Source organism: Selenomonas sp. (assembly GCF_057272215.1).
On record NZ_DBHIUY010000006.1, the window covers coordinates 17,569 to 32,531 of the forward strand.

Annotated in this window: 15 protein-coding genes; 2 read left to right on the forward strand and 13 right to left on the reverse strand. The window is 57.2% G+C overall.

Going from position 1 to position 14,963, the window contains the following annotated elements; translation table 11 throughout:
- Window positions 1–516: 516 nt before the first annotated feature.
- The gene (locus ACO5Z0_RS06560; protein ID WP_485649642.1) at window positions 517–1,014 is read left to right on the forward strand and encodes a pyridoxamine 5'-phosphate oxidase family protein; all 498 of its coding nucleotides are present in this window, start codon (window positions 517–519) and stop codon (window positions 1,012–1,014) included.
- Between the two features lie 84 nt (window positions 1,015–1,098).
- Here the strand turns inward: ACO5Z0_RS06560 and ACO5Z0_RS06565 are convergent, their stop codons facing one another.
- The 9 genes from ACO5Z0_RS06565 to ACO5Z0_RS06605 all read right to left on the reverse strand — a co-directional run bounded on the left by ACO5Z0_RS06565 (window position 1,099) and on the right by ACO5Z0_RS06605 (window position 10,349).
- Window positions 1,099–2,391 carry a copper amine oxidase gene (locus tag ACO5Z0_RS06565; RefSeq protein WP_485649643.1) on the reverse strand — a complete coding sequence of 431 codons (1,293 nt, stop codon included), beginning with the start codon at window positions 2,389–2,391 and terminating at the stop codon, window positions 1,099–1,101.
- A gap of 94 nt (window positions 2,392–2,485) precedes the next feature.
- The gene (locus tag ACO5Z0_RS06570) at window positions 2,486–3,280 is read right to left on the reverse strand and encodes a polysaccharide deacetylase family protein (RefSeq protein ID WP_485649760.1); all 795 of its coding nucleotides are present in this window, start codon (window positions 3,278–3,280) and stop codon (window positions 2,486–2,488) included.
- 11 nt (window positions 3,281–3,291) lie between these two features.
- Window positions 3,292–4,233, reverse strand: a complete 942-nt coding sequence (whiA, locus tag ACO5Z0_RS06575; protein WP_442676009.1) for a DNA-binding protein WhiA — start codon at window positions 4,231–4,233, stop codon at window positions 3,292–3,294.
- A gap of 12 nt (window positions 4,234–4,245) precedes the next feature.
- A complete protein-coding gene (locus tag ACO5Z0_RS06580; protein ID WP_485649644.1) occupies window positions 4,246–5,547 on the reverse strand; it encodes a gluconeogenesis factor YvcK family protein in 1,302 nt (433 codons plus the stop codon).
- Window positions 5,548–5,600: 53 nt separating this feature from the next.
- Window positions 5,601–6,506, reverse strand: coding sequence for an RNase adapter RapZ (gene rapZ, locus ACO5Z0_RS06585; protein ID WP_485649645.1), 906 nt, complete (start codon window positions 6,504–6,506; stop codon window positions 5,601–5,603).
- 49 nt (window positions 6,507–6,555) lie between these two features.
- On the reverse strand, window positions 6,556–7,353 hold the full coding sequence (locus tag ACO5Z0_RS06590; RefSeq protein ID WP_485649646.1) for a Cof-type HAD-IIB family hydrolase: 798 nt from the start codon (window positions 7,351–7,353) through the stop codon (window positions 6,556–6,558).
- 10 nt (window positions 7,354–7,363) lie between these two features.
- A complete protein-coding gene (locus ACO5Z0_RS06595) occupies window positions 7,364–8,179 on the reverse strand; it encodes a Cof-type HAD-IIB family hydrolase (RefSeq protein WP_485649647.1) in 816 nt (271 codons plus the stop codon).
- 38 nt (window positions 8,180–8,217) lie between these two features.
- A complete protein-coding gene (gene nagA, locus ACO5Z0_RS06600; RefSeq protein ID WP_485649648.1) occupies window positions 8,218–9,411 on the reverse strand; it encodes an N-acetylglucosamine-6-phosphate deacetylase in 1,194 nt (397 codons plus the stop codon).
- Entirely contained in the window at window positions 9,408–10,349 is a 942-nt protein-coding gene (locus ACO5Z0_RS06605; RefSeq protein WP_485649649.1) for an ROK family protein, read from the reverse strand. The genes nagA and ACO5Z0_RS06605 overlap by 4 nt, the downstream gene beginning before the upstream one ends.
- A 176-nt stretch (window positions 10,350–10,525) precedes the next feature.
- Between ACO5Z0_RS06605 and ACO5Z0_RS06610 the strand changes: the two genes are divergently transcribed.
- Window positions 10,526–11,002: a hypothetical protein gene (locus ACO5Z0_RS06610; protein ID WP_442672920.1), complete on the forward strand. Its 477-nt coding sequence runs from the start codon at window positions 10,526–10,528 to the stop codon at window positions 11,000–11,002.
- Window positions 11,003–11,060: 58 nt separating this feature from the next.
- On the opposite strand, the gene ACO5Z0_RS06615 is transcribed toward ACO5Z0_RS06610, so the two are convergent.
- From ACO5Z0_RS06615 to ACO5Z0_RS06630, 4 genes are all read right to left on the reverse strand, one after another.
- Window positions 11,061–11,363, reverse strand: a complete 303-nt coding sequence (locus ACO5Z0_RS06615; RefSeq protein WP_442672921.1) for an HMA2 domain-containing protein — start codon at window positions 11,361–11,363, stop codon at window positions 11,061–11,063.
- Between the two features lies 1 nt (window position 11,364).
- Complete coding sequence (locus ACO5Z0_RS06620) at window positions 11,365–11,565, reverse strand: RNA-binding protein (RefSeq protein ID WP_485649650.1); 201 nt, start codon at window positions 11,563–11,565, stop codon at window positions 11,365–11,367.
- 204 nt (window positions 11,566–11,769) lie between these two features.
- The gene (locus ACO5Z0_RS06625) at window positions 11,770–13,737 is read right to left on the reverse strand and encodes a methyl-accepting chemotaxis protein (RefSeq protein ID WP_485649651.1); all 1,968 of its coding nucleotides are present in this window, start codon (window positions 13,735–13,737) and stop codon (window positions 11,770–11,772) included.
- 515 nt (window positions 13,738–14,252) lie between these two features.
- Complete coding sequence (locus tag ACO5Z0_RS06630) at window positions 14,253–14,720, reverse strand: NUDIX hydrolase (protein WP_442672924.1); 468 nt, start codon at window positions 14,718–14,720, stop codon at window positions 14,253–14,255.
- Window positions 14,721–14,963 lie beyond the last annotated feature (243 nt).

Below are 14,963 nucleotides of genomic sequence, written 5' to 3' on the forward strand. Positions count from 1 at the left end.
CGCCCGCCGTCCGCAAGCGGCACTATGGCTAAAACAAACGAATCATGTTATACTTTTCCTGTTGCCGCTCCCAAACTGGCATCAGAGAGGGGGGCTACATATGACGACGGATGTATTTTTGATGAGCGTCGTTGCTGGTGTCATATCTTGTGCGATCTGGTATGGCATCCAGAAATGGTTGGAACACTAGCGGCAACGTATTCCGACCTGCAAAGCAAGAACCCACGGTGTGCGTCCGTGGGTTCTTGCCGCTACATATGCAGCAGATGTATTTTTGATTGACCTTAGTATAGCAGTTTTCTTTTTCACTGTCAAACCATATTGCTGCAGCCGCCCGCCGCAAAGCATTTCGTGCCATCAGCCGACGGCATCTTGACGAAGCGGCTTCATCATAGTACGATAATAAAAGATATTCTCAACGAGCTGCGGATAAAAGGAAGCCGCCCGGATGTATGAAGACGGGGACTGCATTTATCCGTGCTTCATCCAATCACTATCAAGCAAAGGAGATTTTTTATGGACTACAAAGCTGCCGCTGAATTTTGGCTCAAAAAGGACAAAGATGCGGTGAAAATGCCGCCGGATGTACTGGCAAAAGAGCTTGATGCGTTCCTCAAGGAGCAGAAGGTCTGCACGCTCGCCGCCGCTGACGGCGATTTCATCCGCTGCACGCCGCTGACGTATGCTTATCTCGACGGCAAATTCTACATCTTTTCTGAGGGCGGTCTGAAGTTTCGCGCACTTGAGAAGAATAAGAACGTCGCCTTGGAGGTTCATGCCGAGTATCATGGAGTGGGCAGCGCCAAGAGCGTGCAGGTGACAGGCGTCGCCGAGGTCATCGGCGCCGACGATAGAGACTTCGTGGCGCGTGCGGATGCGGCGGGCATGAACGGCGCAAGCCTGAAAAAGATGGGTCTCGTCCTCATCGTCGTCACGGCAGAAAGGCTTGAGTATCTGAACTCCACACTCAGGGAAAGAGGCTATTGCCCGCGCCAATCTTTGGCTCTGGCATAAACGGCTTCCAGAAAATCCCGGCAGGCAAAAAGCCGCCGAAATCTCTCGCAAAGAGATTCTCGGCGGCTTTTTTCATCTTCAGCCTTATTTTCCCGCCGGCATCAAGATGATCTGCACGGGAAGATTCGACGCGCCCGGGGGCGACAGCTCGAAGCTCGGCTGCACGGAGCTGTGATAGCTGCCGAGGTCGGAAAGCTCGGCGGCTACCTTCAAGCGATCCTTGCCCACAAGACGCGCGGCGCGATCCGCGTCGCTGTCGGGCGGTATGGCGTCGCCGAAGAAGAGCCTGCCGCCGGGCGTTTCCAAGAGGCTCGATCCGTGTCCGAAGTCGACGCTCATCGCACCCGCATAGACGCCGCCCAAGGGCGTCAGATAATATTGCGTCGCCTCACGTCCTGTCGTCGGAATGCGAATGCGATAGAGCACGCCATAGTTGCCGACGTTCGTCACGAGGCTGCCGTCCGTCGCGTCGATGCCCGTGCGGAAAACATCCTGCCGATTATCGCCGATCGGGATGTAGACGACGCCATCCTTGTCGGGATTGTAGGGCTTTCCCTTGATCACGCGGTCCATGCCTTGAAAGGTACCGCGCAGGCGCTGCTCATCCTTCGGCAGCACATGCGCGTGGGCGATGAATTTCAAAGGGTCGGCAGTCGCCGGATACAGGATGACGGAGACCTTGACGGGACCGTCGGCATGAAAGTCGTAGACGCCGTAGACAAGCTGTCCCGGCTCCAGTACCGTGTGGTTCATCTCCGGCTCTAGGATACGCTTCGTCCCGCGCTGCACATAGAGCAAATCGTCGCGCTTCGTTTGGAAGTAGGCGAGCTGTGTGCTCTTGCCCACTTCGAGATAGTCGCTGCTCGGGCGGCTCGCACCGCCGCGCGTGACCTTGACGACGACCGAAGAATCACCTTCGTTCTGCAGTACGACGGCAACTTTCTTGCGCGTGTTTGTGTGGTTCAGATGATAGTAAAGGATGCGTGCATCGCCCGTGACGGTATCTTCATACAAAATGCCGTCTTCCGTCACATATTCGGGGCTGTCGGAAAAGAGCAAGGTCCCGCCCGTGTCCTCGACTTCGACATCCCACTCGCGCATGGCGCGCTGCGCATCGTTGAAGCGCAGTGCGCCCGGGATTCCTGTACCGAAGTTCAGCCGCACGCTGTACGGTTCCGCTGAGCCTCGCTCCGAACGCCTTCCAACATGCTGCGTACCCTGCGGCTCATGCACAGCGCGCTCCTCGTCCGTCGTGACGCGCGTCGTCGAAGCATCATCCGCCCGATAGCGCTGTGCCTCGGCGGGAAGCTCTGTCATGCCTACACTCGCAAGCAACGCAAAAAAATATGCCGCAGCCTTTGCCTTCCATCGTTTCATCTTGCCGAAAACCCCTTTTTCCTCTAATCGCATAAAATGATTCCTTCAAAAGAGCCGCCGCTTCAGCGGACGGCGGTAAGATCCTCGCAGATGCCTAACGCTCCAAGTGCTGATGGATGCCGAAGATGCTGCAAAGCTCCGCCCGCAAAAGGCGCAGACGGAACTCCATCATGCCGAAGCGCGGTCGCGGAATGTTGACGCGCTGCAGAAACATCGGATCGGTCTGGAACGTGTTGAACCCCGCATCGCCTGTGACGGCTGTCAAATAATTGCTCTCGCGCAGCAGCTCGGCGATCTCAGCATTGCAGCTACCGTTCGGATAGGAGAAGCTGAACACGGTCTTGATGCCGTTCCACTCCATGAGGAGCTTTGAGAGGCGCACCTGATCCTCCTGCTCGGCGCGAGACAGCCCGACGAGCGGCACATGATCGGCGGTATGGCAGCCGATCTCGATGCCGCGCTGCTGCATGTCGCGAAGCTCATCCCAAGTCAGATACCCCTTTCGTCCGATGAAGTTCGTGACCATATAAACCTCGCCCTTCATGCCGCGCTCTTCGAGGAGCGGCAGCGCCACGGTGTAATTGTCCTCGTAGCCGTCGTCGAAGGTGATAATCAAGGGCTTTTCAGGAAGGGTTCCCTTGCCCTTCGCCGCCTTGGAAAAATCCAGCATCGTGATCGTCTCATAACCCTCAGCCTTCAGATAGTCGAGCTGCGCAGCAAAATCCGCCGACGGCACAAAATAGCGCTCCGCCAGCGGCTCCTCGTCATCCACGCGGTCAGCGACATGATGGTACTCCAAGACGAGTACGCCCTGCGCCGGATGAAGATGCACATAGACGGCAAGTGAAAGAACAACGAGCAGCGCGATCCCTGCCAAAACGCCAAGCATACGTTTCAATCTCAACCTCTCCCTTCCTTCTCTTCCGCCAGCGCAGCGAGTTTTCGCAAACGGTGATTGACGCCTGACTTCCCTATCCCCAGCAAAGCCGAAAGCTCCGCAAGCGTCGCTGTCGGATGCTCCAAGCGTGCGGCAGCCATCTCCTTGAGTCCCGCAGAAAGCCGCTCGACGCCGCCCGCGGCTTCGAGTGCGCGAATCGCCGCGATCTGTCTGCCGGCGGCATCCACGGACTTCTGTACGTTCGCCGTCTCACAGTTCACGAGACGGTTGACTTGATTCTTGACCTCTTTCAAGTTGCGCGTGACCTCGAACGCCTCCGCCGCCTTCTCCGCGCCAAGCAAAGAAAAAAAGTCGATGATGGCGTCGCTCTCCTTCAAGTAGACGATATAGTTCTCCTTGCGGTCGGTCAGCCCCGCCGGATAGCCCATCGTACGCAAAAGCGAGAGCAGCAGCTCGGCAAAGGAATAGCTTTCCGTCACAAGCTCCACATGATAGCCCGCATCGGGGCGGCTGACGCTGCCGCCGCCCAAGAATGCGCCGCGAAGGTACGCCTTGCGGCAGCACGCTTTCTTGAGCAGCGCACTGTCCGTGCCCATGTTGAGCGCCGAGCCGCGCATAAGCCCGAGCCGTCCCATGAGGGCGGCGACCTCGCGCGACGGCAGCACATGCACGCGATAGCTGTTGCGCTTCTTCAAGCGGCGCGAGCGGCTGACGGTCAGCTCCGTCATGACGCCCGCCGATCCTTTCAAAAGCATCAAGGCTTTTCGCGCGACCGCCGCATTCTCCGTCGTGAAAGCAAGTCCGACGGTGCGTTTCGCTCCGAGCGTCAGCACGGCGCCCATGCGCAGAAGCGCCGCAAGCTCCGCTGTGCGGCAGCACGCCCTGCGCCCGATGAAACGCGCCAGATCGTTTTTCACCTCAGCCGAAAAGGATGGCTGCGCCATGCGGTTCCCTCCTCACTTGCCGATGCCGGGATGCAGCTTGTACGCCATCTTCATCACATTCTTCATGAGTTTTCCCGAATCATGATGCGCGACATCGTCGCTGTTTACAAGATCCGCCTTGACGACGCCGACGCCGAGCGCATTGATCGCATCCTCATCAATCGCCACGGGGCGAATGCCCTCCTCTTTCAGAAGACGCGCCGCCGCGTACGGCAGCGGCGTCACATTGACGAGCATATAGTCGATCGCTCCCTTGCCCGCATGATCGAGAATCGCCTTGGCGTGCATCGAAGCCGTGTAATCGTCCGTCTCCCCCGGCTGTGTCAGCACGTTGCATATATAGATCTTGAGCGCACGGCTCTTCCTGAGCGCCTCTGCCACGCCGTCGACGAGGAGATTCGGCATGATGCTCGTATAGAGGCTGCCGGGACCTAAGATCACGACATCCGCTTCACGGATCGCCTCAAGCGCCGACTCCACCGGCGCGACATGCTCCGGAAAGAGCTTCACGCGCCGGATATGCTTATGCACCTCGGGAATATGCGACTCGCCCTCGACGAGCGTGCCGTCCTCCATGACCGCGTCGAGCCGCACATGCGCCGTTGACGCCGGCAGTACGCGCCCCTTGACGGCAAGAACCTTCGACGACTGCTTCAATGCCTCCTCGATATCACCCGTGACCTCCGCCATAGCGGCGATGAAGAGATTGCCGAAGCTGTGCCCCTTGAGTTCCGTCCCGCTCTGGAACCGATACTGGAAGAGCTTTTCCATCAGCGGCTCCGTATCGGCGAGCGCGACGAGGCAATTTCGAAGATCCCCCGGTGGAATGATACCCAGCTCTTCTCTGAGCCTGCCCGAAGAGCCGCCGTCATCGGCGACCGTCACGACCGCCGTCACGTTGCTCGTCGCCTGCTTCATGCCGCGTAAGAGCACGGACAGCCCGTGCCCGCCGCCGATGACCGTCACCTGCGGACCCTTGTCGAGCCTGCGCTTCTCGTAAATGATATCCACAAGCTTTTCCGAGCTGTCCGGCAAGAGTACGCTGATGACGGAGCGAATGACGAAGCGCGTCGCAAAGAGCATCAGCAAAAGCCCCAAAATGACAATGACGACGCCGACGATCGTCGTAATCACATAGTCAAAACTGCCGCGCCAAAGATAGACGGCACGAAAGATCGCTTCTTCAATGGCGTCAAGATACTTATAGTTAAAAACCAGTGCAAGCCCCAGGCTGACCATCATGACGCCCGCGCCAAAGACAAGCATCCAGCGCTTGAAGTGCATACCCGGATAAAGCCACTTTAATAAATGCATTTTCCAATCGAACCTTTCCTAACACGGCAGTCGGATGCAGCGCGTGCGTCAGTTCACTCAGGCGGCTGCGTCGGATGCTCTGCAACCTCATTCTTCATGAGATCGCGATGCTCAAGCTCCACCTGGAAGCCGCGCACCGTTAAGAAGCGATAGATATGGCAGGCGATGTAGACGCTGCGATGCATACCGCCCGTACAGCCGACGGCGATGACGAACTGCGGCTTGCCTTCCTTGATGTACTGCGGCACGAGGAAGTCGAGCAGAGCGTCGAGCTTCTCCTCAAACTCCTGCGTCACCGGCCACTTGCCGATATAGGCGGCGACCTCCTTGACAGCGCCGCTCTTTCGGCGCATCTCCTCGATATAGAAGGGATTCGGCAAAAAGCGCACGTCAAGCACCATATCGGCGTCCAAAGGCATACCGAACTTGAAGCCGAACGACAATACATTGATGCTCATCTTACGTCCGGCTTCACTGCCGAAAAGGCGTGAAATCTTTTCCTTCAGCTCCACCTTCTTGAGTACGGACGTGTCGATGATGTACGTCGCCTTGTTGCGCACCGGCTCTAAGCGGCGGCGCTCCTTCTGTATGCCGTCGGAAATGCGTGCGTTCGCCGCCATCGGATGACGGCGGCGCGTCTCCTTGTAGCGGCGGATGATCGCCTCGTCGGATGCGTCCATGAAAAGCATCTCATAGGATGTACCCGCTCTGTCCATTTCGTCGAGCACATGAACGAAAGTATCGAAGAACTCTCGCCCGCGCGTGTCCACGACGAGTACAACGCGGCGCACATGCCCCGCCGAGTGGCGGCAAAGTTCGGCGAACTTGGAGATGAACACCGGCGGCAAATTGTCCACCACGAAATAGCCGAGATCCTCCAAGAAGCGGCATGCCTGCGTCTTGCCGCTGCCCGAAAGCCCCGTCACGATAATAAATCTGAACTCTCCTTCTTTCGTCATACTGTCCACCCCTGCATTGATGCCAAAAACATACCATGATAGCGATTCCCTAAAGCACAAGCTCCTCGATAGCCTTCGCCACGCCGTCCTCGTCACAGCTCGGCGCGAGATATGAAGCGAGCGCTTTCGCCTCTTCCTGCCCGTTTGCCGTAACGACGCTTGTCCCCGCCATGCGCAGCATCGAAAGGTCGTTGTCCGAATCGCCGCACGCCATGACCTCAGAAGCCTTGATTCCCGCCCAACGCAGGATTGCCTCGACGCCCGTCGCCTTCGATACACCCATCGGCGTAAGGTCGAGCGTATAGCCCTTCGACTGCTGCGGCTCGACGCGCCCGGCGAAGCGGCTGCGGATGCACGCGGCGATCTCGCCGACGCCGCCCGCAAGATCGCGCACGACGACCTGCGCGACGCCCTCGGTATACGGCGCAAAATTCTCGCCGACTTCATGCACGGAGAAGCCCTGCACCGTACGGTAAGCGCTAAAATACTCGGGACGAAAATCCTCCGCATAGATGTCATCGCCGATGTACCACTGCGCATACCAACCGCTTTGGCGCGCGAAGGTCAATAGTTCCGTGACCGTTTCGGGGGAAAACGTGCGCAGGAAAAGCGGCTCCTTTGCATCCAAAGCCTGCACCAATGCGCCGTTGCACGAGATGATCGGCGCATTCGCCTCGATGATCCTGCCGAAGTAGTTCGCCGAAAGCAGCATACGCCCCGTCGCCACCGTCACGGCGACACCTTTCGCCATCGCGCGTTTGAGCACGCTTTTGCTGTAGTCCGACACCGTCTTTTCCGAAGTCAAAAGCGTACCGTCAAGATCCATAACGATCAGCCGAATTGCCATCCTATTCCCCTCACGCTTCCTTTATCCCTGCGAGCGCGTAAGCGTGTACAGCCCGCGCCACACCGTCCGCCGCCTCATTTGCCGCGAGGAAATCCGCCGCCTGTTTCGCCGCAGCCGTCCCGGTCGACATAGCGACGCCGACGCCGGCAGCGGCAAGCATTTCGCTGTCGTTGTCCGAGTCGCCGAGCGCCAGCACATCCTTCATCTCGACGCCGCATTTCGCGGCAAGGCGCTCGATACTCGCCGCTTTCGATATGCCAGCCGCCATGATGTCGATATACTTTTCCTTGGATCGCACGACATTGACCCCGTGCTTGAACATCAAAGCCAACTCTGCCGCACGCGCGTCCGTTTCTTCCTCACACGAAGTGATCGTAAGCATCTTGTGGACGCGCGAGATTTGCGCATAAAGACCGTCCCAGCCGACGATCTCGCCTTGGATGCCCGAAGCCGCCTCGTATGCGCACGCGCGGCGATCACGATCGACAAAGAGAAGCCGATCCCCCGTGTAAAGCTGCACATACCAGCCGCGTTCCCTCATACAATCGAGCACCTCGCGCACAGCAGCGGGAGCGATGCACGAAGAAAAGATCTCCTCGCCCGACGCCGTCTTGACGAGCGCCCCGTTGCACGAGATGATCGGCACCGCAACGCCGAGCGTTTCCATATACGGCAAAGCCGAGCGGTGCATACGTCCCGTAGCGATCGCCAAAGAGATGCCCTTTTCCGCCGCCTCTTTGATCGCTGCTCGATTCGCCTCTGATATGCGATTCTTCGCATCGAGCAAAGTGCCGTCCATATCCGTCACAATCATGCGTATTGCCATGAGCTGATTTCCTTCCCCTGCCTGCTGCAAAGACCTTCCTATTGCCAAGCGCCGTTTAAGGCGTCGGGCGAAGCTATATAAGCGAGATGCCCGCCGACAACTGTCGCAGCGATCATCATATCCTCATCAAAGAGCGTGAGATCGGCGCGTTTTTCCTCTTCCAAAGAGCCGGTTTCCCCATAGATGCCAAGCTCTTCAGCAGGCGTGCGCGTGACCATCTCGACGACGCGCTCCAACGGCGCGCGCGTTGTCTTAGCGAAATTTTTGACCGCCTGATTCATCGCCAGTACGCTGCCCGCGAGCGTACCGTCGGAAAGCTCGGCACGCGCCCCCTCGACCGTGACTTCCTGCCCGCCGAGTTCAAAGACGCCGCTGCCCATGCCGGCGGCACGCATCGAATCCGTCACGAGGATGATATTCCTGCCTTCCTTCGCATGGTAAAGGATGCGCTGCGCCGCCGGATCCACATGGATGTTGTCGGCGATCAGCTCGCAGTTGACCGAAGTATCGAGCGCCGCGCCCACGATGCCCGGACGCCGCTGATGCAAACCGCTCATCGCGTTGAAGCAGTGCGTGATATGCGTGACGCCATGCTTTTCTATGACCTCGATCGCCGTCTGGTAGTCGGCGCTTGAATGACCGATAGAAACGAGAATGCCCGCATCGCGGCAGCGGTCGATAAACGTGTACTTGCCGTCAAGCTCCTCCGGAGCCAAGGTCACGATGCGCACGACATCCTCAAAAGAGTCGAGCCAGCCATAGTCGGCACACACGATAGCCGCTTCCGCCTGCGCCCCCCTATACGCCTTGTTGATGAACGGCCCTTCCATGTGCACGCCAAGGATGCGCGCACCTTCGGGCGTCATGCGCATGGCGCTTCGCACACGCTCGAAGGCAGCGTGCACCGCGTCCTCGCCCGCCGTCATCGTCGTCGCAAGCCACGAGACGACACCCGTGCGTGCAAGATAGCGGCCAATCGACGGCAAGGCTTCCGGCGCTTCGTCCATCACATCCCAGCCACATGCACCATGCACATGCACATTGATAAACCCCGGCGAGACAAAAAGCCCGTGCGCATCATGCACCTCATCGATGCCCGCCTCAGCCTCCACCTCATCCATATCGATGATCCGCTCAATCCGCTCATCGTAGAGGAGCGCCATATCGTCCATGACGCGAAAATCGCCCTCCATATTCGGCAGCAGGAGCCGTCCGTTGATGATCGCTTTCATCTGACCTTTTGCGCCTCCTCCGTCAACCCCGTATATTTCGCCTTCGCCTGCACATCCTTTCGACGCATAAGAAAATGGCAGAGCGCTCCCGTAAGCCCCGCATCATTTCCCAACTCGGCAAAAGCGATCCGCGTCGCAGAGTGAAAAGCTCGCGGCAGAGCCTCGTCCAGATCCGCGCAGATTCGCGGAGCAAGATACTGCTGCTGCGCCATCACCGCGCCGCCCAATACGATGCGCTCGGGATTCATCATGCAGCATATATTGGCAAGTCCCTCAGCAAGCGGCGCAATAAGCCCCGCGATAGCGTTCACCGCATCGGCGTCGCCCGCACGCGCCCAGTCGAACACCGTCTCCCCGTTGATCGACTGCGCCGACACGCCATGCGCTGCGGCGGCACGCTGCACCATGCGGCGCACGGAAGCAAGCTCGCCGAGCCTGCCTCCGGCGAGTCTCATGCTGCCGATCTCGCCCGCACTATAATTCGCACCGCGCCACAGCCTGCCGTTGAAGAGAATCGAGGCGCCGACATCCGTGCCGACCGTCAGGCACACGAGCGAACGCGCCCCGCGCCCCGCGCCCTGCCAATACTCGCCAAGCCCTGCACAATTCACATCATTCTCGACCGTACAGGGAAGTCCCGTCGTCTCCTCCACGAGAGCCTTGAGCGCAAATCCCGTATAATCTCGTATGCTCGATCCAGCGTAGAGAATCCTGCCCGCTGCGGGATCGACAATACCGAGCGTCGAGATCGCAACGCCCGTAAGTCCGCGATCTCGGAACGCATTTACGATGGCAAGCACCTTCTCAGCGACGCCCTCGGCGCCAGCCGTGCGCCCTTCCGTCGGCACAGAGCCTTTCTCGCGCAGTCTGCCGCCTGCGGCAAGGGCATATTTGATCGAAGTGCCGCCAATATCCAAGCAAATGAAATTTTCTTCCATTGACTCCCATCCTCAAAAGCATTGAACATCGTTCCTACCACTATAGCACAGGAAAAGCGCACGCGCAATGGTGGTGACAACACGCGGCGCATAAAGTATAATAGAAACAAGAAATCAATGTCCGCACCCCGCTCGAAAGAGCTGCCAAAGCTGCGCGGACGGAACGGAGATCCCCTATGAAAATCTTCCTCTACCTCGGCTTTTTGCTCATTCTATGCGGCGCTTTCGGCTTCGGCTACACCTACACAGCCGACCACCGCACGGCGAAGAGCCTTTCCGCCTACTGCAAGATCGACTTTCAAGGTTCCTACGATGAAAACGGCCGCGTCGAAGGCGCGACGCTCACGATGTGGGACTACCGCTACAGCAGCGCAAAGCCCAAACCGCTCGTGACCATCGCCGCCGACGGCGACGCCTGGGATATCGACGCCATCGTCAAGCAGGAACCGCCGAGCTACGATCTCAAAAACTACAGTCCGGAAACATCGCTGAAAAACACAAACAAATTCTTCCTCAACGTATCGCCGCAGCTTCTGCCGCTTCTTCGAAAAGCCGACGAAGTCCGCGTAAAGATTCGCTACGACAACGGCTACAGCATCGACCTGCCCTTAAATGAGCCGGACCTCGCCTATTGGAAAGCCCAGCTTTACTGAAACAAAAAAGCTGCCCGTCCCGCGTCTTCTTGAACGGGGCGGGCAGCTTTTTTCTGCCTTATGTGCGATTTTTCGCGTGCGCTTTGATATACTCTTCCGCGCGCGTCAGCTCTTCGTTCGTATGAAGAAGCTGCGGCGTATACTTGATGAGAATAGAGCCTGTCGAAGTGTTCGTCTCCACCTCACTCAGCTCCGAATACGAGCGCAGATACGTCAAAAGCTCCTTTTCCACCTTTGGACTGCCCATGAGCATCTTGCTGTGCAGCCGTATGCGTCCCGGGATATAGGACGAAACCTCAACGGAGCGCAGGAAGAGATCGAACCTATTCGTTGGGATGCCCAACGCAGATAAAATGCCCATCTTACGCCTGCTGCGCCTCGATCAGAGCCTCAAGCTCCGCCTTCTGCTGCAAAAGCTCTTCCAGCGACGCCTGCGGCAGAGCCGCTTTCTCCTTCTTCGCCGCACAGTGCTTCTGCATACAGCGATAGCCGAGCGCCCCCGCCACGATTCCCGCAGCGAGACCCACCCAGAAAATCGACTTGCCAAATCCCAAATCGCCCATGATACTTTACCTCCATAATGATACTGAGTTTTGAAGAAATGCAAAAGCACGAACCGTCTTAAAAATGAAGAACAATCCAGACTTTTTTCATCCGCTGGCCGCGGACGCATTTCCTACATTTTCGCTTATTATAAGCGGAGAACCTTCCCGTGTCAAGTGCCGTAAAGCCTTTATTTTCAAGGCTTTAAGCGATTTTCATCCTCATCAGAGGCAAAACCTTTCGACACTCGCCTGCAGCTCCTGCGCAAGATTCGAGAGCGTCTGGCTGGCGGCGGCGATTTCCTCGGTTGATGCCGCCTGCTCCTCAGATACAGCGGAAACGTCTGCGGCTTTCTTATGAATCGTATGCGAAACATCGTTGATGCGCTGCGCCGAAGCCGTCGTTTCGTCGCAGTCTTGCTGCACCTTCGCACCGATAGAGACGATGCGTGCGATGCCCGTTTCCAGCTCGCCGACAAGCTCCATGATGCGATGGAACTTCTCTCCCGCAGCCTTGACTTGCTCGACATTCTCACGCACTTCCTGCTGCTGATCCTTCGTCAGGGCGAATACCTGCTCGATCTCCTCGGCGTTCTTCTTTATTACGCCGCTGATCTCCTGCGCCGCCGCTTCAGACTCTTCGGCAAGCTTTCTGACCTCTTCGGCGACGACGGCGAAGCCCTTGCCCTGCTCGCCGGCGCGCGCCGCCTCGATGGCGGCATTCAAGGCGAGGAGTTTCGTCTGTCCTGCGATGTTCGCGATGACCTCGTTGATCTCAGCGATGTTCTTCGAACCCGCGTAGAGCTTTTCGACCGCCGCACTCGTCTTTGCCGAGCCGTCGGCAAGACCTTCGACGCCTGCGATCGCAAGGCCCACCTTCTCGTCGCCCTCCTTCGTCGCCTCGCCCGTCGAGACGACCGCCTGCCTTGCTTCACCGATCGCCTGCGTGATCGTACGCATCTGTCCGTCAACATGAAGGAGTTTTGCCGACGTCTCCTCGACGATCACACTTTGCTCAGCGCTCTGATCGGCAATCGAGACGACGGCTTCAGCAGCAATCTGCGAGGCTTTCGCCGTCTGTCCCGCATGGAGCGACAGTTCCTCGCTCGCCTCAGATACTTGATCCGCCGCCTTGCGCGTCGAGCTTACCGTCCCCTTCAGTCCTTCGAGCATCGTGCGGCAGCTCGTCTGCAAAGCGCCGATCTCATCGCGGCGCTCGCTCGGAGCAAGCTGCATCGTCAAATCGCCCCCCGCGATTCTTTCCATCAGCGAAGAGAGCAGCCCGAGCGGCGTGATCGCCGAAGTCAAGAGTGCGTATGTGACGCCCAGGATGAGGACGAGCGCGGCGACACAGATGCCGAAAAGAGCCAACTCCATCTGCCTGACCGCTGCGTTCGCCTCCGCGCGCGGCAAAGAAACGAGCACCGTCCACCCCGTCTCGCCGATCGGCATACCGGCGTAGAACTTCGCCTCGCCCTGATAATCCGCCTCAAGCTGCACAGGACTCCCTGCCGTGAGTTTCTCCGCAATCTCCTTATACGCACCGCCGTCGATTTCCTTGAACTTATCCGCCAGCGTATACGTCGAATGATGAATGTACTCCGTATCCGGTCCCAAGATGACAATCGTACCCGTCTCTCCGACCTTTACCCCTTCGACCACCTCGCGCACAGCGTCGAGCTGGATATTGATCGACAGAACGCCGATGAGGGCGCCGTTTTTCATGATGGCGCGGCTCAGCGTCACGACGGTCTTGCCATCGGAAGCCGCCGTCGTCGGCTTCGACATCATCGCCTTGTCGGGGTTCGCCGCCGACGCCTTGTACCATTGGCGCGTGCGCGGATCGTAGTCTGCCGGGAAATGCTTGCTCGTCTCATAGCTGCCATCCGGTCTGCCGACGTAAGCGGAAGCCACGCCCGGCAGCTTCGCAATATGAACAAGCGTCGCCCGCAGCGCCTCACCCTCGGGCATCGACTCGCCCCAAGCCGCCGCCGTCGCATTGACCACGGCAGTGTCTTCCGCGATGATCTTGTCGATCTCGTTTGCATAGTGCGCACCAAGTTCATACATAGTCTTCTGCTTGGAAGACGTCAGCGCCGAACTCGCCATCATGTTGATCGCAGCGCCCATGACAATGAAAATGACGATGAGCGGCACACCGATTCCAAGAAGCATCTTGGGTTTTAATTTCATAAAAGCGATCCCTTTCCTCTCGTGTTCTACCTTACCTTTTCAGATATTCCCCAACAATCGCAAAAACTTCACTGCCTTGCGCGGCGGCTGAACATATGTCCCCAAAGTTTACTATGAAGCCCCAAGAGGTCAAGCCGAAGGCGCAGACGGATTGGCTAGGCTTCTGTAAGGCGTGAGGACATATGTACAGCGTGCCTCTTTGATGAACCTGTCGCAGGAAACAGGCGAAAAAGCGTATCATACCACTATGCCGTGACGGCTGAACATATGTCCTCAAAGTTTACTATCGCCCCTTTAGTCCCCAATATTCGCAAAATCATTTCTTTTTCCTTCCTGTTTTCCAAAAAATTTTCTCAATAAATGCAAAATAGAAAAATTCCCCTATCCATGTTCCTACTTTTGTCCATCTATAATTTGTCTTATTCTGTCATACAAGGTATTTATTTATAATTCGCTGCCCAATATCTTCCATATCATCCTTATAACAGCAGATTCCTCCTTCTTTCTCTATTATCTTACAGATAGCGATACAAGCGATGCTCAAGAAGCCCTCCCGCGCCGTCGTAAACGAGTTTCAAAGTAAAAAACGGTGCATCTTGGGTTAAAAGGCGCAGAAAAATCCTATCCCCTTCCCAAAGCTCCAACGCTTCGACACGCTCCTTCTCCACCCACGCGAGCTCCCCTTCGTCGCAGACAATCGGCTCGCCGGTAAAGCGATCTGCCGTAAAAAGGTGCATATACTCCGTTGTACCGTCGCCCGAAACGAAAGTGACGAGTGCGCGGAACTGCCAGCGAATGAGCCGATAGCCCGTCTCCTCCTCAACCTCTCGCAAAAGGCACTCTTCAGGCGACTCGTCCGCCTCGAAGTGACCGCCGACACCGATCCACTTGCCATGATTGATATCGTTCGCCTTAACCGTGCGGTGCAGCATCAGATACTTTCCATCTCGCTCGATATAGCAAAGCGTGCTCATTCGTTTCATGGATAATCCCCTTTCTTTTCAAATGACACAAGGGCGCTTCCTCTATGATGATGTTTGCGAATACAGCCATAGGAATGGGTGCAGCCCATGCGTCGCCACCATCATCTTACACGAATTGAGGGCAAAAAGATAATATTTTTTCATGCTTAGGGCAATTCTGTTTCCGCGATTCTATATATTCATCTTATGAATTTTTCATTTCATAACAAAAGCCTTTTGTCGCATAGAAAAACTGTGCATAGG

Coding starts and splice junctions, on each gene's coding strand:
- nagA (WP_485649648.1), bottom strand. CDS start 9,411: ATGAAAGCGATCATCAACGGACGGCTCCTGCTGCCGAATATGGAGGGC.
- ACO5Z0_RS06605 (WP_485649649.1), bottom strand. CDS start 10,349: ATGGAAGAAAATTTCATTTGCTTGGATATTGGCGGCACTTCGATCAAA.
- ACO5Z0_RS06610 (WP_442672920.1), top strand. CDS start 10,526: ATGAAAATCTTCCTCTACCTCGGCTTTTTGCTCATTCTATGCGGCGCT.
- ACO5Z0_RS06565 (WP_485649643.1), bottom strand. CDS start 2,391: ATGAAACGATGGAAGGCAAAGGCTGCGGCATATTTTTTTGCGTTGCTT.
- ACO5Z0_RS06615 (WP_442672921.1), bottom strand. CDS start 11,363: ATGGGCATTTTATCTGCGTTGGGCATCCCAACGAATAGGTTCGATCTC.
- ACO5Z0_RS06625 (WP_485649651.1), bottom strand. CDS start 13,737: ATGAAATTAAAACCCAAGATGCTTCTTGGAATCGGTGTGCCGCTCATC.
- ACO5Z0_RS06560 (WP_485649642.1), top strand. CDS start 517: ATGGACTACAAAGCTGCCGCTGAATTTTGGCTCAAAAAGGACAAAGAT.
- ACO5Z0_RS06590 (WP_485649646.1), bottom strand. CDS start 7,353: ATGGCAATTCGGCTGATCGTTATGGATCTTGACGGTACGCTTTTGACT.
- rapZ (WP_485649645.1), bottom strand. CDS start 6,506: ATGACGAAAGAAGGAGAGTTCAGATTTATTATCGTGACGGGGCTTTCG.
- ACO5Z0_RS06570 (WP_485649760.1), bottom strand. CDS start 3,280: ATGCTTGGCGTTTTGGCAGGGATCGCGCTGCTCGTTGTTCTTTCACTT.
- whiA (WP_442676009.1), bottom strand. CDS start 4,233: ATGGCGCAGCCATCCTTTTCGGCTGAGGTGAAAAACGATCTGGCGCGT.
- ACO5Z0_RS06630 (WP_442672924.1), bottom strand. CDS start 14,720: ATGAAACGAATGAGCACGCTTTGCTATATCGAGCGAGATGGAAAGTAT.
- ACO5Z0_RS06595 (WP_485649647.1), bottom strand. CDS start 8,179: ATGGCAATACGCATGATTGTGACGGATATGGACGGCACTTTGCTCGAT.
- ACO5Z0_RS06620 (WP_485649650.1), bottom strand. CDS start 11,565: ATGGGCGATTTGGGATTTGGCAAGTCGATTTTCTGGGTGGGTCTCGCT.
- ACO5Z0_RS06580 (WP_485649644.1), bottom strand. CDS start 5,547: ATGCATTTATTAAAGTGGCTTTATCCGGGTATGCACTTCAAGCGCTGG.